The organism is Cellulomonas sp. NPDC055163 (assembly GCF_053607065.1).
Genome location: NZ_JBSGSU010000002.1, coordinates 328,373 through 345,931, shown reverse-complemented (window position 1 = coordinate 345,931; position 17,559 = coordinate 328,373). Strand labels below are relative to the sequence as shown.

The window sequence follows — 17,559 nt, the reverse complement described above, 5'->3', positions numbered from 1 at the left end:
GTGGTGGGGATGCACCACCGATGGGGTTTATGCGGCCCCAACACGGTTTTTGGGAAACCCTCTGATTAGGTGTTTCTTTTCCTTTTGGTTCCCCCCCCCCCCCCACCACCGTGCAGATACCCCGGCGAGGAAGGGCTGACGCCCCATGACGATGACCGACCCGATCGCAGACTTCCTGACGCGTCTGCGCAACGCGAACTCCGCGCACCACGACTCGGTCTCGATGCCGTTCTCGAAGCTGAAGTCGCACATCGCGGAGATCCTTCAGGCCGAGGGCTACATCGCCGGCTGGAAGGTCGAGGACGCGCCCGTGGGCAAGTACCTCGTGATCGAGCTCAAGTACGGCCCGAACCGCGAGCGCTCGCTCGCCGGCATCAAGCGCGTGTCCAAGCCGGGCCTGCGCGTGTACGCCAAGTCGACCAACCTGCCCAAGGTGCTCGGCGGCCTCGGCGTGGCGATCCTGTCCACGTCCTCCGGTCTCCTCACCGACAAGCAGGCCGCCAAGAAGGGCGTGGGTGGGGAAGTCCTCGCCTACGTCTGGTAAGTCCGAGACGGAAAGGAGCTAGCCATGTCTCGTATCGGCAGAGTCCCCGTCCCGGTCCCCTCCGGCGTCGAGGTCACCATCGACGGCGCAGTCGTGACGGTCACGGGCCCCAAGGGCACCCTGGCGCACACGATCGCGTCCCCCATCGAGGTCGCACGTGACGACGCGGGTGCGCTCGTGGTCACGCGGCCCAACGACGAGCGGAACTCGCGCTCGCTGCACGGCCTGACCCGCACGCTGCTCGCCAACCTCGTGACCGGTGTGACCACCGGGTACGAGAAGAAGCTCGAGATCGTGGGCACCGGTTACCGCGTCGCGGCCAAGGACGGCGGGCTCGAGTTCGCGCTCGGCTTCAGCCACCCGGTCGCCGTCACGCCGCCGGAGGGCATCACCTTCGCGGTCGAGTCCCCGACGAAGTTCTCGGTCGTCGGCATCGACAAGCAGCAGGTCGGCGAGGTCGCCGCGAACATCCGCAAGATCCGCAAGCCCGAGCCGTACAAGGGCAAGGGCGTGCGCTACGCCGGCGAGAACGTCCGCCGCAAGGTCGGAAAGGCTGGTAAGTAAGCCATGGCCATCGGGATCAGGGGCAAGGGCAAGGCGATCGCGCGTACGCGCCGTCACCTGCGGCTCCGCAAGAAGATCAGTGGTTCGACCGCCCGTCCGCGTCTCGTCGTGACCCGGTCCGCCCGGCACATCACGGCGCAGGTCGTCGACGACAGCGTCGGTCGCACCCTCGCGTCGGCATCGACCCTCGAGTCGGACCTGCGGGCACTGGGCGACGACAAGACGGCCAAGGCGCGCAAGGTCGGCGAGCTCGTCGCCGAGCGCGCGAAGGCCGCCGGCATCGACGCGGTGGTGTTCGACCGCGGCGGCAACAAGTACCACGGTCGTGTGGCAGCAGTCGCCGACGGGGCCCGCGAAGGCGGTCTGGCCCTGTGACGACGACCACCGACTCCGCATCGAAGAAGAGGACTCACTGATGGCTGCTCCTCAGCGCAGCAACACCGGCGGCGCGCCCCAGGGTGGCGCCGGCGGCGGCGACCGTCGTGACGGCGGTCGTCGTGACGGCGGCGGGCGTCGTGGCGACGCCGCAGAGAAGAGCGCCTTCGTCGAGCGCGTCGTGACGATCAACCGTGTGGCCAAGGTCGTCAAGGGTGGCCGCCGGTTCAGCTTCACCGCGCTCGTCGTGGTGGGCGACGGTGACGGCACGGTCGGCGTCGGCTACGGGAAGGCCAAGGAGGTGCCCGCCGCGATCGCGAAGGGCGTCGAGGAGGCCAAGAAGAACTTCTTCAAGGTCCCGCGCATCCAGGGCACGATCCCGCACCCCATCCAGGGTGAGGCCGCAGCCGGTGTCGTCTTCCTGCGTCCGGCGTCGCCGGGTACCGGTGTGATCGCCGGTGGTCCGGTCCGCGCCGTGCTCGAGTGCGCCGGCATCCACGACGTCCTGAGCAAGTCGCTCGGCTCGTCGAACGCGATCAACATCGTGCACGCGACGGTCGCGGCCCTCCGCGGCCTCGAGCAGCCCGAGGCCGTGGCGGCTCGCCGTGGCCTGCCGCTCGAGCACGTCGCCCCGGCCCCGCTGCTGCGGGCGCAGGCGGCGGGCATCGCTGCGAAGGTGGGTGCGTGATGGCCCGTCTCAAGGTGACCCAGACCAAGTCCGCTATCGGCGGACGGCAGAACCAGCGCGACACGCTGCGCACCCTGGGCCTCAAGCGGATCGGCGACGTCGTCGTCAAGGAGGACCGTCCTGAGATCCGCGGCATGGTCTCCACGGTGACGCACCTCGTCGCTGTCGAGGAGGTCGAGTGATGGCTGACGACAAGAAGGCCACGGACGACGCCGAGGTGACCACCCCGGCGAAGAAGGCCCCGGCCAAGAAGGCGGCGGCCAAGAAGGCTCCGGCCGAGACGGCCGCGACCACGGAGTCCGCCGCGAAGGCGCCCAAGGTCGCGACCACGAAGGCTGCGGCGAAGCCGGCTGCGTCGAAGGTCGTCGCCGAGGAGCAGGGCGCGGGCGGCACGCTGCGCGTGCACCACCTGCGTCCGGCGCCGGGCGCCAAGACCGCCAAGACCCGCGTGGGTCGTGGCGAGGCGTCCAAGGGCAAGACGGCCGGTCGTGGTACCAAGGGCACGAAGGCCCGCTACCAGGTGCCGGACCGCTTCGAGGGCGGGCAGATGCCGCTGCACATGCGGCTGCCCAAGCTCCGCGGCTTCCGGAACCCGTTCCGCGTCGAGTACCAGGTCGTGAACCTGGACAAGCTCTCGGCGCTGTACCCGAGTGGTGGCGACGTCACGGTCGAGGACCTCGTCGCCAAGGGAGCCGTCCGCAAGGGCGCCCCGGTGAAGGTGCTCGGCACCGGCGAGCTGACGGTGAAGCTGTCGGTCGCCGTGGACGCCTACTCGTCGTCGGCCAAGGACAAGATCCTGGCCGCCGGCGGGAGCGTCGCGCAGGACTGATCGCAGGACGGGGTCGGCAGGGCACTGCTCCTGCCGGCCCCGTTCTCGCATCTTGGCGGATGTCCGTTAAGGTGCCCGGGGTTGCTCAGCGTCGCGCCGACAGAACGGCACGCCGCCTGAGACCCATCGGAGACGACCGGATCGGCCCGGCCGTACGACACACCGCCACGGCGGAGCAGGAGGACAGGTGCTCAGCGCATTCGTGCGGGCGTTCAGGACGCCCGACCTGCGGCGCAAGCTGCTCTTCACGATCGGCATCATGGTGGTGTTCCGGGTGGGCTCGTTCCTGCCCACCCCCGGGGTCTCCTACACCAACGTGAACGCCTGCATCGCGCAGACCCAGGACAACGACCTGCTCGGCCTGGTCAACCTGTTCAGCGGTGGGGCGCTGCTCCAGCTCTCGGTCTTCGCGCTCGGGATCATGCCGTACATCACGGCGAGCATCATCGTGCAGCTGCTGCGCGTGGTCATCCCGCGCTTCGAGGCGCTGCACCAGGAGGGCCAGTCGGGCACCGCGAAGCTCACGCAGTACACGCGGTACCTGACGATCGGTCTCGCGATCCTGCAGTCGACGACGGTCATCACGATCGCGCGCACCGGCCAGCTGTTCCCGAACTGCACGGTCGACGTCATCCCGGACGACACGCCGGTCACGATCATCCTCATGGTCCTGACCATGACGGCGGGCACCGGCCTGATCATGTGGCTCGGCGAGCTCATCTCCGAGCGCGGCATCGGCAACGGCATGTCGCTGCTCATCTTCACGTCGATCGCGGCGACGTTCCCGTCGGCCATGTGGTCGATCGCGGGTGGCGACGGTGGCTTCGGCAAGTTCCTCATCGTGCTGGCGATCGTCGTCCTGGTCATCGCGCTGGTCGTCTTCGTCGAGCAGTCGCAGCGCCGGATCCCGGTGCAGTACGCCAAGCGCATGGTCGGCCGGCGCATGTACGGCGGGTCCAGCACCTACATCCCGATCAAGATCAACATCGCGGGCATCATCCCGGTCATCTTCGCGTCGTCGCTGCTCGCCGTCCCGGGCCTCATCGCCCAGTTCGGTGACGTGACGCAGGAGTGGGTCGTGTGGGTGAGCAACAACGTCGCCGACCCGGGCGCACCGCTGCACCTCGCGATCTACGTCGTCCTGATCATCTTCTTCTGCTACTTCTACACGGCGATCACGTTCAACCCGGACGAGGTCGCGGACAACATGAAGAAGTACGGCGGGTTCATCCCCGGCATCCGGGCCGGGCGCCCGACGGCCGAGTACCTCGACTACGTCATCACGCGCATCACGGCGCCGGGGTCGGTGTACCTCGCGCTGGTCGCGCTCATCCCGACGATCGCATTCATCGTGCTCGGCGTCGGGACCAACATCCCGTTCGGTGGAGCCTCGATCCTCATCGTCGTCGGCGTCGGCCTCGAGACGGTCAAGCAGATCGAGTCGCAGCTCCAGCAGCGGCACTACGAAGGGTTCCTGCGTTGACAGCACGGCTCGTGATCATGGGACCGCAGGGTGCGGGCAAGGGGACGCAGGCGGCGCGGCTCGCCGACCGTCTCGGCGTCCCGGCGATCTCCACCGGTGACATCTTCCGCGCGAACATCAAGGACGGCACCGAGCTCGGGCGCCTCGTGCAGGAGTACACCGCCAAGGGCGAGCTCGTCCCCGACTCCGTGACCAACGACATGGTGCGCGACCGGCTCGCGCAGCCGGACGCTTCCGAGGGCTTCATCCTCGACGGGTACCCGCGCAACGCGGCCCAGGTGACCGAGCTCGACGAGATCCTCGCCGGGCTCGGCAGCCGGCTGGACGCGGTGGTCGAGCTGACCGCCGAGCGGGACGAGCTCCTCGCCCGGCTGCGCAACCGCGCGGAGGTCGAGGGCCGCGAGGACGACACCGAGGAGGCCATCGCGCGCCGCCTCGACATCTACGCCGAGCAGACCGCCCCGCTCACCACCGCCTACGGCGAGCGCGGGCTGCTGGTCCGCGTCGACGGGATCGGCGAGATCGACGAGATCACGGCCCGTCTGACGGACGCGCTGACGCCCGCGCTCGGCTGACGCCGGGCCGGCAGAGGAGAGCCCGGTGTTCGGCCGCGAGCGGATCGAGTACAAGACTCGCGCACAGGTGCAGGTCATGCGGCGCGCCGGGCTGATCGTCGCGGACGCGCTCGACGCCGTGCGGGAGCAGGTCCGCGCGGGCATGACGACGGCGGACCTCGACGCGATCGCCGCGGACGTGATCCGCCGTGCGGGAGCGACCCCGTCGTTCCTCGGCTACGAGGGCTACCCGGCGACGCTGTGCGTGTCGGTGAACGACGAGGTCGTGCACGGCATCCCGGGGCCGCGCGTGCTCGGTCCGGGGGACGTGGTCTCGATCGACTGCGGCGCCGTCGTCGACGGCTGGCACGGCGACTCGGCGATCACGGTGGTGCTCCCCGGGGCGGACCCGGCCGACGAGGCGCTGAGCGCGGTCACGGAGCGCGCGATGTGGGCCGGCATCGCCGCGCTGGCGTCGGCGACGAGGCTGGCCGCGGTGGGCGAGGCCGTCGAGGACGTCGTCGAGGCCGCTGCCGCGGACGGCGGGCCGGTCTACGGCGTCGTGCAGGAGTTCGTCGGCCACGGGATCGGCACCGCGATGCACCAGCCCCCCGAGGTGCTCAACTACCGCAGCCGGGATCGCGGCGCCCGCGTGCGCCCCGGACTGTGCGTCGCGATCGAGCCCATGATCACGCGGGGCGACCAGGCCACCCGCACGCTCGAGGACGACTGGACCGCGGTCACGGTCGACGGCTCGCGTGCGGCGCACTGGGAGCACTCCGTCGCGGTGCTCGAGGACGGCATCGTGGTGCTGACCGCGCGCGACGGGGGAGCGGGCCCGCTGGGCGCGCTCGGCGTCGAGGTCGTCGCGCTCGACTGAGCGGCGACGCCGGCCCGAGGCAGTCCGGCTCCGGACGCGCCTGTCGCCCGCTCGGCTCCTCGGCGCGTGGGCTCCGGACGTTCCTGTCGCCCGCCGGGCTCATCGGCGCGTGGGCTCCGGACGCTCCCGTCGCCCGCTCGGCTCATCGGCGCGTGCCGTCAGGTCACCCGCGTGCGGGCTGGCGCCTGCGGGCGTGCGGACGCCGCTGGGCCGTCCGGGGCGGATCTCGCGACAATCGGTGCAAATCCCGGACAGGTGTCCGGTTCGTCGACTACCGTCCCCTATGTACGGGATCGACCGTCCCGTGACCCCACTGCTGCGGCCCCTGTGTCCCCGCGCGGTGGCGGACGGCGACGGTGCGATCCTCCCTCGGGTAGTCGCCTCCCTGCCGCCTGCCCCCGGACCGATTGGTTTGCCCATGCTGCACGGCCTGCGTCCCTCCGCCCACGACCGCGGTGCCACCCCGAGGCGACGGGCGCTGGCCCTCACGCTGGTCTCCGGGGTGATCGCCGCCTCGACGTTCGCGGCTGCCGCGCCGGCGTCCGCGACCGACCGGCCGTACGGCAAGCCGTACTCCGTCGCCGCGTACGTCTACAAGAAGATCGACCCGGCGAAGGACGCGGCCTGGGAGAACTCGACCGAGCAGTTCCTCGTCGCGGCGTGGGACGGCAAGGAGTACCGCCGGGACCTGACGCTCGAGGAGATCCAGGCCGCCGTCCCCGTGCCCGTCTGCGGCCCGGGCTGGGGCATCCAGCAGGACAAGGCCTTCGGGACGACGGCCGTGTTCACGGACCCGGACAAGCAGCCGTGGTACCCCAAGAGCTACATCGGCTGGTGGGACAAGAACAAGGGTGGCTACCAGCCGGGCAAGCTCTATGAGGCCGCGCACTGGAACCTCGAGAGCGGGATCGGCTCGGTCCCGGAGTGCGACGACGTCGCACCGAGCCCGAGCGCGACCCCGGTCGTGACGCCGTCGCCCGTCCCCTCGACCCCGCCGGTCGTGCCGCCGGTCACCACGCCGGCGCCCGAGCCGACGGAGGACCCGACGCCGACGCCGAGTCCGTCCCAGACGCCCTCCGGCGAGGTCTCGGCCGCACCGACGCCGTCGGCCACCCCGACGCCGACCCCCTCGGCGTCGCCGATCGTCCCGGGCGCGAGCCAGGTGCTGTCGGGAGCGCCCACCCCGAGCCCGAGCCCGACGTACACGTCCGAGGTCCTCGCCGCGGCCCCGCCGAGCGGCCGGGTCCTGGCTGCGACGGGTTCGTCCGTCGGTCCGATGCTCGCGGTCGCGGGTGTGCTCGTCGCCGGTGGCGCCGGGCTGGTCGTCGCACGCCAGCGCCGGGCCCGCCAGCAGGGCTGACCCGCACCTCGAGCGACGGGCGGTCCGGGGTTCTCCCCGGGCCGCCCGTTCGTCGTGCACCCGTGCCGGACGTCACGTGGGGGGCGTGCCGGAGCCACCTGGTCGTGGTTTCTTCTGCGGCGCCGATGCCGTAAGATTGTCCGTTGGGTGTGTGCGCCCCTTCGGGCGTTCGACCGGCATGCAGAGCGGCGGTCTCGTGTCCGTGGGAGTCTTCGACCCCCACGGAACGTTCCGAGGGCTCTTGGGTCCAGCGTTCAGGGGCCCGGCGCGTCGGTGCACTCCCGACCACGGAGCGTGTGAGCGGTTCTCGCTGTCCGGGCCACGGCCGGGGCAGCGCAGAGGGCGCGGGCCGACGTGGTGCGTCTCATCCATCAGAGAGTTAGCGGAGGATATGGCAAAGAAGGACGGTGTCATCGAGATCGAGGGCAGCGTTGTCGAGGCCCTGCCGAACGCGATGTTTCGCGTGGAGCTGGCCAACGGCCACAAGGTGCTCGCCCACATCTCGGGGAAGATGCGTCAGCACTACATCCGGATCCTCCCCGAGGACCGCGTGGTCGTTGAGCTGAGCCCGTACGACCTGTCCCGCGGCCGGATCGTCTACCGCTACAAGTAACCGCCACTCGATCACGCCGTCGGTCCGGGCAACCGGGCGCCACGGCGGCGGAGGAACACGCAATGAAGGTCAAGCCCAGCGTCAAGAAGATCTGCGACAAGTGCAAGGTCATCCGCCGGCACGGTCGCGTCCAGGTGATCTGCGAGAACCTGCGCCACAAGCAGCGCCAGGGCTGACGCCCTGACGCTCGGCAGGCCCGAGCAGCACCACCCGGCCCCCGCCCCCGGTTCTCCCGGGAAGGGCCAGCAAGCGCACAGCCACTCCGGCGCAGCACCACGGACCTCCGGGTCCGCGGGACGGCGCCGGCGAACCCTCGGTCGGAGGCCGGGGCCCGCAGAACGCGGGAGGGCCGTGCGGAAGACCTCCGATGCAGTACAGGAGCCACCAGGCACATGGCACGTCTTGTCGGCGTCGACCTCCCCCGCGAGAAGCGGCTCGAGATCGCGCTCACCTACATCTTCGGCGTCGGCCGGACCCGCGCCCAGCAGACGCTGGCCGCGACCGGCATCTCCCCGGACGTCCGCGTGAAGGACCTCGGTGACACCGAGCTCGTCGCGCTGCGCGACTACCTCGAGGGCAACTACAAGCTCGAGGGTGACCTTCGCCGTGAGGTCGCCGCGGACATCCGCCGCAAGGTCGAGATCGGGTCCTACGAGGGCCTCCGCCACCGTCGTGGCCTTCCGGTGCGCGGTCAGCGCACCAAGACCAACGCGCGCACCCGCAAGGGTCCGAAGCGCACCGTCGCCGGCAAGAAGAAGGCCGGCCGGAAGTAGCTCGCGACGGGCAGGCGGCGCGCACAGCGCCGCGGCCCGCGCGTCGGACACCCGACCTCACGACCCCCGCAGACCCGGAAGAGAACCCACATGCCTCCCAAGTCCCGTACCGCCGTGCGCAAGCCGCGCCGCAAGGAGAAGAAGAACGTCTCCCACGGCCAGGCGCACATCAAGAGCACGTTCAACAACACCATCGTCTCGATCACCGACCCGTCGGGCGCCGTCATCGCCTGGGCCTCCTCCGGCCAGGTCGGCTTCAAGGGCTCGCGCAAGTCGACGCCGTTCGCCGCGCAGCTCGCTGCCGAGGCCGCCGCGCGTCGTGCGCAGGAGCACGGCATGAAGAAGGTCGACGTCTTCGTCAAGGGTCCCGGCTCCGGCCGTGAGACCGCGATCCGCTCGCTGCAGGCCACCGGCCTCGAGGTCGGCTCGATCCAGGACGTGACGCCCCAGGCGCACAACGGGTGCCGTCCCCCGAAGCGTCGCCGCGTCTGATCCACCGGTGGGCCGGGTCGCCGCGGGAGCTCTCGCAGCGACCCGGCTCAGCCGTGCACGACTCACCGACCGGGTGGACCGAGACCGGGTCGGCCAGCAGTAGCTGCGCAGCGTCATATGGCGGACGCGCGCTGAGAGGAAACCAGAAGTGCTCATCGCACAGCGCCCCACCCTGACCGAAGAGGTCATCTCGGAGAACCGGTCGCGGTTCTCCATCGAGCCGCTCGAGCCGGGCTTCGGCTACACGCTCGGCAACTCGCTCCGCCGCACCCTGCTCTCCTCGATCCCCGGTGCCGCCGTCACGTCCATCCGGATCGACGGCGTGCTGCACGAGTTCACGACCGTGCCCGGGGTCAAGGAGGACGTCACCGAGATCATCCTCAACATCAAGAACCTCGTCGTCTCCTCGGAGAACGACGAGCCTGTCGTGATGTACCTGCGCAAGCAGGGCGCCGGCGTCGTCACGGCCGCGGACATCGTGCCGCCGGCCGGGGTCGAGGTCCACAACCCGGACCTGCACCTCGCGACGCTCAACGAGAAGGGCAAGCTCGAGATCGAGCTCACGGTCGAGCGCGGTCGCGGGTACGTCTCGGCGAACCAGAACAAGTCGTACGACGCCGAGATCGGCCGCGTGCCGGTCGACTCGATCTACTCGCCGGTCCTCAAGGTGACCTACAAGGTCGAGGCGACGCGTGTCGAGCAGCGCACGGACTTCGACAAGCTCATCGTCGACGTCGAGACGAAGGCCGCGATCACGCCGCGCGACGCCCTCGCCTCCGCGGGGAAGACGCTGGTCGAGCTGTTCGGTCTCGCCCGCGAGCTGAACGTCGAGGCCGAGGGCATCGAGATCGGCCCGTCCCCGACGGACGCCGCGCTCGCCGCCGACCTCGCGCTCCCGATCGAGGACCTGCAGCTCACGATCCGGTCGTACAACTGCCTCAAGCGCGAGGGCATCCACTCCGTGGGTGAGCTCGTGGCGCGCAGCGAGGCCGACCTCCTGGACATCCGCAACTTCGGCGCGAAGTCCATCACCGAGGTCAAGGAGAAGCTGGCCGAGCTCGGACTGTCCCTCAAGGACAGCCCGCTCGACTTCGACCCGACCGCCGCCGCCGGCTACTACGACGGCGACGAGGGCGACTTCACCGAGGACGAGCAGTACTGACGCCCCCCGGGAGGCGTGCGGCCCGTCCGGCCCGCGCACAGCCCTTCACTGACCTCAAGGAGTAAAGACCATGCCTACGCCCACCAAGGGTCCTCGTCTCGGTGGCGGCCCGGCGCACGAGCGGCTCATCCTGGCCAACCTGGCCACGGCGCTGTTCGAGCACAAGCGCATCACGACGACGGAGACGAAGGCCAAGCGCCTGCGTCCCCTCGCCGAGCGGCTCGTCACGTTCGCCAAGCGCGGCGACCTCGCGGCCCGCCGCCGCGTCCTGACGGTCGTCAAGGACAAGTCGGTCGTCCACACGCTGTTCACCGAGATCGCCCCGGCCGTGGCCGAGCGTCAGGGTGGCTACACGCGCATCACGAAGATCGGCCCCCGCAAGGGCGACAACGCGCCGATGGCCGTGATCGAGCTCGTCCTCGAGCCGCTCTCGCCGAAGCAGGCGGTCGTGCGCGAGGCCGAGAAGACGGCTGCCAAGTCCGCCCCGAAGAAGGCTGCGACGACGGAGGCCGCCGCCGCGCCCGCCGCCGAGGAGCCGGCTGCCGACGAGACCGCTGTTGACGAGACCACGGAGGCCCCGGCCGCCGAGTCCACCGAGGCTCCGGCCGAGGACAGCGCCGACAAGGCCTGAGCACCACCGACGCGAGGCCCGGACCGGGGAGACCCGGTCCGGGCCTTCGTCGTGTCCGGTCGACTCGTGGCGGCGGCTCGTCGTCGGGCGCAGGCCGACATCGTGGCCGGGTCGGCGTCGCGCCGGGTCGGGGCCCAACCCACGTGCGGACGCCGCAAGGCCGGTGCGAGACTCCGAGGATGACGACCGACGCATCCCGCGACGCCCGTGGCGGTCCTGGCGCTGAGCCCGGCGCCCGGACCGGCAGCCCGCCGGCCACCGGGGTGCGCGCGAAGCCCGGCACGCTCCCCGTCGTGCTGCTGCACGGGCTGCGGACGTCGTCGACCATGTGGCGCGCGCAGGTGCAGGCGCTGGAGGCGTCGGGCCGTCGCGTCGTCGCGCCCGATCTCCCCGGGCACGGCACGCGCCTCGACGAGCGCTTCACGCGCACCGGCGCGATCGAGACGGTCGCGGAGTCGGTCGACGAGGTCGGCGGCCGAGCGCTCGTCGTCGGGCTGTCGCTCGGCGGGTACATCGGGATGGCGCACGCCGCAACGCACCCCGGGCAGGTCGCGGGGCTCGTCGCGGCGGCGTGCTCGACCCGGCCGGCGCGCCCGCTCGTCGCCGGGTGGTCGCTCGCGGCGCGCGGGATCGTCCGGCTGCCCGACCACGGCGCGGCGCTCAACCAGCTCCTCGTCGAGCGCGCGCTGCCGCCGTCGGCCGCCGAGGACGCAGGCGCGGGCGGGTTCGCCCTGCACGTCGTCGAGGACGTGCTGCGCGAGGTGTCCGCGTGCACGCCGCTCGACGACCTCGCCCGGATCGACGTCCCGGTGTGGCTCGTCAACGGGCGCTACGACCACTTCCGCGGCGAGGAGCGACGCTTCCTGGCGGCCTGCCGGGACGGGCGGCTCGTCGTGGTGCCGCGCGCGACGCACCTCGTGAGCCTCGTCGCCCCCGAACGCTTCACGCGCACCGTCCTCGAGGCGCTCGACGAGCTCGAGATCGGGCCCGGGGTCGGATCGGCTCGCGGTCGACGCGCGCCCGTGCGCGAGACGCCGAAGGCCACGGCTGGCTGAGCGACACGGGACGCCCAGGGGCGCAGGACCCGGGGCGCGCGACGCGAGACGCGAGACGCGAGACGCGAGACGTTGCGGGGCGCCCTGGGCGCAGGACCCACGGCGCGAGATGCGAGACGGCCAGGGCTGCGGGCGCCCAGGGGCGCAGGGCTTGAGGCGCGGGACGCGAGACGCGAGGGTCGCTCGACGCACAGGGGCGCAGAAAGCGAGAGGGCCCAGCGCGTGGGGCGCGGGGTTGCCCCCGGCTCGCGGTGGGCACGACGCACGACGCGCGACGGCAGCATTCGCCGGAGGTCGTCGGGCGCCGCGCCCGTCAGTCCGGGCGGCGCAGGTCCCACGCCCGCACGCCGCCGACGATGCCGGCCTGGTTCGGCACGACGACGACGTCGTCCCCGAGCCGGGCGAGCACCTGCGGGGTGATCTGGCGCGCGTTCCCGCCGCCGAGGTAGAGCCGGTCCCACAGGAACACGGGCCGCAGCCCGTCGACGACCCGGCGCACGCGCCGCGACCAGAGCCCGTTGCCGAGCCGCGCGCGCTCGATCTGGCCGATGTACGAGTCGTAGGTCGTGTCGCGGCGCACGGGTGCGTGCGAGAGCTCGAGGTGCGGCGCGAGCACGCCGCCGTCGAACAGCGCGGAGCCGAGGCCGGTGCCGAGCGTCAGCACGAGCTCGACGCCGGTCCCGGACACGACGCCCGCGCCGTGCACCTCGGCGTCGTTGAGGACGAGCGTCGGCATGCCGAGCCGGTCCTCGAGCAGGGCACTGATGTCGCACCCGGACCAGAGGGCCACGAGCGCCGGGTCGACGCGCGTGTGCGGGCCCGAGCGGGTCACGTAGTGGGGGGTCGCGACGACGACGCCGTGCCGCACCATGCCGGGCATCCCGACGGTCGCGCGCTCGGCGCGCGGCAGGCCCGCGGCGATCGAGGCGATCGTCTCGACGAGCCGCTCGGGGGGCAGGGGGTAGGGGGTCGGGACGCGCACGGCGGGCGCGTGCAGCGTCCCGGCGGCGTCGAGCACGGAGGCCTTGATCCCGCCGCCGCCGCAGTCGACCGCGAGGGTGAACGACGCGCGGCCGCCGGGGGCGACGGGTGCAGGCATCCGTCCACGTTAACGCGGCGGGCGGCGACGGTGGAGGGCCACGGGGCGGTGCGCCGGGCACGAACCGGAGTCGGCACTCGCGCCGAGAGCACAGGTGCCGACGGCGCACCGATGAGAATCCGGTCCGCGCACCGTCTGACGAGCATGAGCCGCATCACCGTGCAGACCCTCGTCACCCTCGACGGCGTCATCGAGTCGCCTCCCGAGGCGCAGCTGCCCTACATGAGCGACGAGGGGAGGCAGGCGACGCTGGACCTCGCCCTGGCCGCTGACGCGCTCCTGCTGGGGCGGCTGACGTGGGAGCAGCTCGCCACGGTGTGGCCGGGGCAGTCGAGCCCGATGGCCGCACGCCTCAACTCGATGCCGAAGTACGTGGTGACGTCCACCCTCACCGACGTCGACGCCTGGGAGAGCTCGACGGCAGTCCGCTACGCCGACGTCGCGGCCCTGCGGGAGCAGCACGACCTCCTCGGCTACGGGTGCGGGACCCTCGCCCGCGACCTGCTGCGCGACGGTCTCCTGGACGAGCTGCTGCTCAACGTGACGCCCGTGGTGGCGGGTCGGGGGAGGCGCCTGTTCGACGAGCCGTCGGACCTGCTGACCTTCGACCTGGTCGACACCCGCACGTACCCGACCGGAGCCGTCCGGCTGGTCTACCGGCCGTCGGCCCGGGCGGGCGACGGGCCCGGTACCCAGCGGTAGCGCACGGCGTCGACCGTCACCCGGGCGGGCGGTCGACGGGACCGACCCTGGGGGGCAGCCCACGCCGTCGACCGCCACCCGTGCGGGCGCTCGACGGGTCGCAGTCGCGGCGGCCGTGGCCCGGACGTCGCCACCGAGGGACCACGGTCCCCGCGCACGGCCCAGGACCTCGGCCTCGGGGCGTTACGGTGTCCGGCGTGAGCAGCGTGCGTGTCCGTCTCGACCTCGCCTACGACGGGACCGAGTTCGCGGGCTGGGCGCGTCAGCCCGGGCTGCGCACCGTCCAGGGGGTGCTCGAGGAGGCGCTCGGGCGGGTGCTGCGGACCGAGGGCCTGCGTGTCGCGGTCGCCGGCCGCACCGACGCGGGAGTGCACGCACGCGGTCAGGTGGCGCACGTCGACGTCACCCCGGAGGTGTGGGAGCGCGTGGTCGGGCGCACGACGCGGACCCCGGCGGAGGCGCTCGCGACGCGCCTCGCGGGCGTCGTGCCGCGGGACGTCGCCGTGCACCGGGTGAGCGTGGCCCCGCCGGGCTTCGACGCCCGCTTCTCCGCGCTGCGGCGCCGCTACGTGTACCGGGTGTGCGACGACGCCCTGGTGCGAGACCCGCTGCGGCGCACGCACGTGCTGTGGCACCGCGCGCGGCTCGACGTCGACGCGATGGACGCGGCGGCGCGCCTGCTGCTCGGGCGGCACGACTTCGCCTCGTTCTGCCGCCCGCGGCCGGGTGCCACGACGATCCGCACGCTCGAGGTGCTGCGCTGGGAGCGGCCCGGAACTGGGGCCGACGCGGGGCTCGTCGTCGCGCACGTCCAGGCCGACGCCTTCTGCCACAGCATGGTCCGGGCGCTCGTCGGGGCGAGCATCGCGGTCGGGGAGGGGCGACGGGACGTGACGTGGCCCGCCGACCTGCTCGCGGGACGGCGGCGCGACCCGGGGAGCGCGGTCGTCGCCGCGCTCGGCCTCACGCTCGAGGAGGTCGCCTACCCGCCGGACGCGGAGCTCGCCGCGCGGGCCGAGCAGACGCGGGCGACACGGGCGGCGGACGACGTCGACGCGCTCCGCGGGCGCTGCACCGACGAGGGCTGACGGCTCCGGACCTCGGACCGCACCCCGGCGTGCCGGTCGACGCTTCGTCGCACGCAGCCCGGACGCGGCCGACCCGTCGGTCGAGCGCGTCTCGGGCACGGCAGACGGTCGGTCGAGTGCGCCCCGCGCACGGCAGACCGTCGGTCGAGCGCGGCGGGCGCGCAGCACGACGACGCGGCACCCACCGGCGGGGTGCCGCGTCGTCGTCCGGTCAGGCCCGGTCGTCGGGTGCGAGGTAGGGCGCGTCGGTGCTGCTCGGGTCCTCGGTGAGGCCGAGGTCGCCCACCACGTCGCGGTCGGTGCTCGCGCCCGCGTCGGCCGAGACGTCGTCGACGAGGACGTCGGTGGCGACGCGGGGGTCCTCGTCCTCGAACGTCTCGTCGCCCGCGTCGGCGGTCTCGAGCTGGTCCAGGACGATCTCCTCGTCGTCGACGACGTGGATCGCGGCCTCCTCGGCGCTCACGGTCCCGGCGGTCGAGCCGGTCTCGACGGCGAACGCGTCGGTGCCGTGCGCCGCGACCGCGTCGCCGTCCTCGACGAGCTGACCCGCGCCGTCGGGCGCGACGTTCGGGTCGACGGGCCGCTGCTCCTCCCAGACCTCGGGCTCCTCCTCGTCGAGCCGCTGCGTGAGCGTCTCGCCGTGGGCCTGCTCCCACGCGGTCTCCCCGAAGTGGTTGGGGCGCGGGTGGTCGGGCGGGGAGTACCCCTCCTCGAGCATCGTGTCGTCGTCGGGCTCCGCGAGCGTGTCCTCGCCGGGCAGCTGGTTCGTGTCGCCCTCGGAGCCGAGGGCCGGGTCGGTGCTGGTGGCCGGGGTGTCTTCACTCATGGCACTCACGATGGCACCGCCGCGCGTGACCTGCGAGGGGAGCGCGCGGCCGCACGGGAGGTCGAGAGCGGGCGAGCGACGGGAAACAGGTCGCCCGCACTGCTCGCCGCCCGGGACACTGGTGGGGTGGGACACCTCGACATCAGCTCCGTGAGCTACTTCCTGCCCGACGGCCGCCCGCTGCTCGACGAGGTCGACCTGCGCGTCGCGGACGGCGCCAAGGTCGCGCTCGTCGGCCCGAACGGCGCGGGGAAGACGACGCTGCTGCGGATCGTCGCCGGCGACGAGGCGCCGCACGGCGGGGCCGTCGCGCGCAGCGGGGGGCTCGGCGTGATGCGGCAGATGGTCGGGCGGATCGACGACGAGCGCTCGATCCGCGACCTGCTCGCCTCGCTCGCCCCGGCGGCGGTCCGGGACGCCGCGACCGAGCTCGCCGCCGCGGAGCTCGGGATCATGGAGGTCGACGACGAGCCCGCGCAGATGCGGTACGCGACGGCGCTCGTCGACTGGGCGGACGTCGGCGGCTACGAGGCGGAGGCCGGCTGGGACCAGGTCACCGACTCGGTGCTGTCGATCCCGTTCGACCGGGCGCAGCACCGTGAGGTGCGCACGCTGTCCGGCGGCGAGCAGAAGCGGCTCGTGCTCGAGGCGCTGCTGCGTGGGCCCGAGGAGGTCCTGCTGCTCGACGAGCCCGACAACTACCTCGACGTCCCGACCAAGCGCTGGCTCGAGCAGCAGCTCGCGGCGTCGCCCAAGACGGTCCTGTTCGTCAGCCACGACCGCGAGCTCCTCTCGACGACGGCCACGCAGGTCGCGACCCTCGAGCCGACCGCGGCGGGCTCGGGCATCTGGGTGCACGGCGGCTCGTTCCGCACGTACCCGCAGGCCCGCGAGGACCGGCGCTCGCGGCTCGAGGAGCTCATGCGGCGCTGGGAGGAGGAGCACGCGAAGCTCAAGGACCTCGTGTTCACGCTCAAGAACAAGGCGGCGTTCAACGACGGGCTCGCCTCGCGGTACCAGGCGGCGCAGACGCGCCTGCGCAAGTTCGAGGAGGCCGGTCCGCCGCAGGTCATGGCGCGTGAGCAGAACGTGCGCGTGCGGCTGCGGGGCGGCCGGACGGCCAAGCGCGCGGTCGTCGCGACCGGGCTCGAGCTCACCGGCCTGATGAAGCCGTTCGACCTCGAGGTGTGGTTCGGGGAGCGCGTCGCGGTGCTGGGGTCGAACGGCTCGGGCAAGTCGCACTTCCTGCGGCTGCTCGCGACCGGTGGCTCCGACCCCGGTCCCGAGCACGAGCCCGCGGGAGACGTGAGCGTCGCGCCGGTCGCGCACACCGGCCGGGCGGTCCTCGGCTCGCGCGTGCGGCCGGGGTGGTTCGCGCAGAACCACACGCACCCCGAGCTCGCGGGACGCACCCTCCTGGAGATCCTGCACCGCGGCGACGGGCACCGGCCCGGGCTCGGCCGGGAGCCCGCGAGCAAGGCGCTCGACCGCTACGAGCTCGTCGCGGCCGCGGAGCAGGCGTACGACACGCTCTCGGGCGGCCAGCAGGCGCGGTTCCAGATCCTGCTGCTCGAGCTCGGGGGAGCGACCCTCCTGCTGCTCGACGAGCCGACCGACAACCTCGACCTGCACTCCGCGGAGGCGCTCGAGGCGGGGCTCGAGGCGTTCGAGGGGACGGTCCTGGCCGTCACGCACGACCGCTGGTTCGCGCGCGGCTTCGACCGGTTCCTGTCGTTCGGGGCGGACGGCCAGGTCGTCGAGACGCCGGAGCCGGTGTGGGACGCGGGGCGGGTGCAGCGCGCGCGCTGAGCGCTGCACCCGGTCCGGTCCGCGGCGGGTGA

At 72.5% G+C, this 17,559-nt stretch carries 22 protein-coding genes; 20 read left to right on the top strand and 2 right to left on the bottom strand.

Annotation, left to right across the window (positions count from 1 at the left end):
• Positions 1-145 precede the first annotated feature (145 nt).
• The 17 genes from rpsH (at position 146) to ACWFNE_RS05205 (ending at position 12,003) form a co-directional block, all read left to right on the top strand.
• On the top strand, positions 146-544 hold the full coding sequence (gene rpsH / locus ACWFNE_RS05285) for a 30S ribosomal protein S8 (RefSeq protein ID WP_034625859.1): 399 nt from the start codon (positions 146-148) through the stop codon (positions 542-544).
• Between the two features lie 24 nt (positions 545-568).
• Positions 569-1,108 carry a 50S ribosomal protein L6 gene (gene rplF, locus ACWFNE_RS05280; protein WP_452121405.1) on the top strand — a complete coding sequence of 180 codons (540 nt, stop codon included), beginning with the start codon at positions 569-571 and terminating at the stop codon, positions 1,106-1,108.
• Between the two features lie 3 nt (positions 1,109-1,111).
• Entirely contained in the window at positions 1,112-1,483 is a 372-nt protein-coding gene (rplR, locus tag ACWFNE_RS05275; RefSeq protein WP_034625850.1) for a 50S ribosomal protein L18, read from the top strand.
• 40 nt (positions 1,484-1,523) lie between these two features.
• Positions 1,524-2,171, top strand: a complete 648-nt coding sequence (rpsE, locus tag ACWFNE_RS05270; RefSeq protein WP_183295456.1) for a 30S ribosomal protein S5 — start codon at positions 1,524-1,526, stop codon at positions 2,169-2,171.
• Positions 2,171-2,353 (top strand): 50S ribosomal protein L30, encoded by a 183-nt coding sequence (gene rpmD, locus ACWFNE_RS05265; protein ID WP_034625838.1) that lies wholly within the window; start codon positions 2,171-2,173, stop codon positions 2,351-2,353. Before rpsE ends, rpmD begins: the two co-directional genes overlap by 1 nt.
• Complete coding sequence (gene rplO / locus ACWFNE_RS05260; RefSeq protein ID WP_452121404.1) at positions 2,353-3,000, top strand: 50S ribosomal protein L15; 648 nt, start codon at positions 2,353-2,355, stop codon at positions 2,998-3,000. The genes rpmD and rplO overlap by 1 nt, the downstream gene beginning before the upstream one ends.
• 187 nt (positions 3,001-3,187) lie before the next feature.
• Complete coding sequence (gene secY / locus ACWFNE_RS05255) at positions 3,188-4,483, top strand: preprotein translocase subunit SecY (RefSeq protein WP_452121403.1); 1,296 nt, start codon at positions 3,188-3,190, stop codon at positions 4,481-4,483.
• Positions 4,480-5,058: an adenylate kinase gene (locus ACWFNE_RS05250; protein WP_452121402.1), complete on the top strand. Its 579-nt coding sequence runs from the start codon at positions 4,480-4,482 to the stop codon at positions 5,056-5,058. The genes secY and ACWFNE_RS05250 overlap by 4 nt, the downstream gene beginning before the upstream one ends.
• A gap of 25 nt (positions 5,059-5,083) precedes the next feature.
• Positions 5,084-5,917, top strand: coding sequence for a type I methionyl aminopeptidase (map, locus tag ACWFNE_RS05245; RefSeq protein ID WP_452121401.1), 834 nt, complete (start codon positions 5,084-5,086; stop codon positions 5,915-5,917).
• A gap of 418 nt (positions 5,918-6,335) precedes the next feature.
• Positions 6,336-7,277, top strand: coding sequence for an LPXTG cell wall anchor domain-containing protein (locus ACWFNE_RS05240; RefSeq protein WP_452121400.1), 942 nt, complete (start codon positions 6,336-6,338; stop codon positions 7,275-7,277).
• Between the two features lie 391 nt (positions 7,278-7,668).
• Positions 7,669-7,890, top strand: coding sequence for a translation initiation factor IF-1 (gene infA / locus ACWFNE_RS05235; protein ID WP_012867920.1), 222 nt, complete (start codon positions 7,669-7,671; stop codon positions 7,888-7,890).
• A gap of 62 nt (positions 7,891-7,952) precedes the next feature.
• Positions 7,953-8,066 carry a 50S ribosomal protein L36 gene (gene rpmJ / locus ACWFNE_RS05230; protein WP_013117849.1) on the top strand — a complete coding sequence of 38 codons (114 nt, stop codon included), beginning with the start codon at positions 7,953-7,955 and terminating at the stop codon, positions 8,064-8,066.
• A 216-nt stretch (positions 8,067-8,282) separates the two neighbouring features.
• On the top strand, positions 8,283-8,663 hold the full coding sequence (gene rpsM, locus ACWFNE_RS05225) for a 30S ribosomal protein S13 (protein WP_034625821.1): 381 nt from the start codon (positions 8,283-8,285) through the stop codon (positions 8,661-8,663).
• A 90-nt stretch (positions 8,664-8,753) separates the two neighbouring features.
• Complete coding sequence (gene rpsK / locus ACWFNE_RS05220; protein ID WP_034625818.1) at positions 8,754-9,155, top strand: 30S ribosomal protein S11; 402 nt, start codon at positions 8,754-8,756, stop codon at positions 9,153-9,155.
• Between the two features lie 148 nt (positions 9,156-9,303).
• Positions 9,304-10,317, top strand: a complete 1,014-nt coding sequence (locus tag ACWFNE_RS05215; RefSeq protein WP_034625816.1) for a DNA-directed RNA polymerase subunit alpha — start codon at positions 9,304-9,306, stop codon at positions 10,315-10,317.
• A gap of 70 nt (positions 10,318-10,387) precedes the next feature.
• Complete coding sequence (gene rplQ, locus ACWFNE_RS05210) at positions 10,388-10,948, top strand: 50S ribosomal protein L17 (RefSeq protein WP_452121399.1); 561 nt, start codon at positions 10,388-10,390, stop codon at positions 10,946-10,948.
• Positions 10,949-11,127: 179 nt separating this feature from the next.
• Complete coding sequence (locus ACWFNE_RS05205; RefSeq protein WP_452121398.1) at positions 11,128-12,003, top strand: alpha/beta fold hydrolase; 876 nt, start codon at positions 11,128-11,130, stop codon at positions 12,001-12,003.
• A gap of 313 nt (positions 12,004-12,316) precedes the next feature.
• Here the strand turns inward: ACWFNE_RS05205 and ACWFNE_RS05200 are convergent, their stop codons facing one another.
• A complete protein-coding gene (locus tag ACWFNE_RS05200) occupies positions 12,317-13,102 on the bottom strand; it encodes an ROK family protein (protein WP_452121397.1) in 786 nt (261 codons plus the stop codon).
• Between the two features lie 144 nt (positions 13,103-13,246).
• On the opposite strand from ACWFNE_RS05200, the gene ACWFNE_RS05195 reads away from it, so the two are divergent.
• Together ACWFNE_RS05195 and truA are read left to right on the top strand one after the other, a co-directional pair.
• Positions 13,247-13,804, top strand: coding sequence for a dihydrofolate reductase family protein (locus tag ACWFNE_RS05195; RefSeq protein WP_452121396.1), 558 nt, complete (start codon positions 13,247-13,249; stop codon positions 13,802-13,804).
• 197 nt (positions 13,805-14,001) lie between these two features.
• Entirely contained in the window at positions 14,002-14,892 is an 891-nt protein-coding gene (truA, locus tag ACWFNE_RS05190; protein WP_452121395.1) for a tRNA pseudouridine(38-40) synthase TruA, read from the top strand.
• Between the two features lie 211 nt (positions 14,893-15,103).
• Here truA and ACWFNE_RS05185 read toward each other — a convergent pair whose 3' ends face one another.
• Positions 15,104-15,718 (bottom strand): DUF5709 domain-containing protein, encoded by a 615-nt coding sequence (locus ACWFNE_RS05185; RefSeq protein ID WP_452121394.1) that lies wholly within the window; start codon positions 15,716-15,718, stop codon positions 15,104-15,106.
• Positions 15,719-15,844: 126 nt separating this feature from the next.
• Here ACWFNE_RS05185 and ACWFNE_RS05180 point away from each other — a divergent pair, with 126 nt between their 5' ends.
• Entirely contained in the window at positions 15,845-17,527 is a 1,683-nt protein-coding gene (locus ACWFNE_RS05180) for an ABC-F family ATP-binding cassette domain-containing protein (protein WP_452121393.1), read from the top strand.
• The last annotated feature ends 32 nt before the right edge of the window (positions 17,528-17,559 follow it).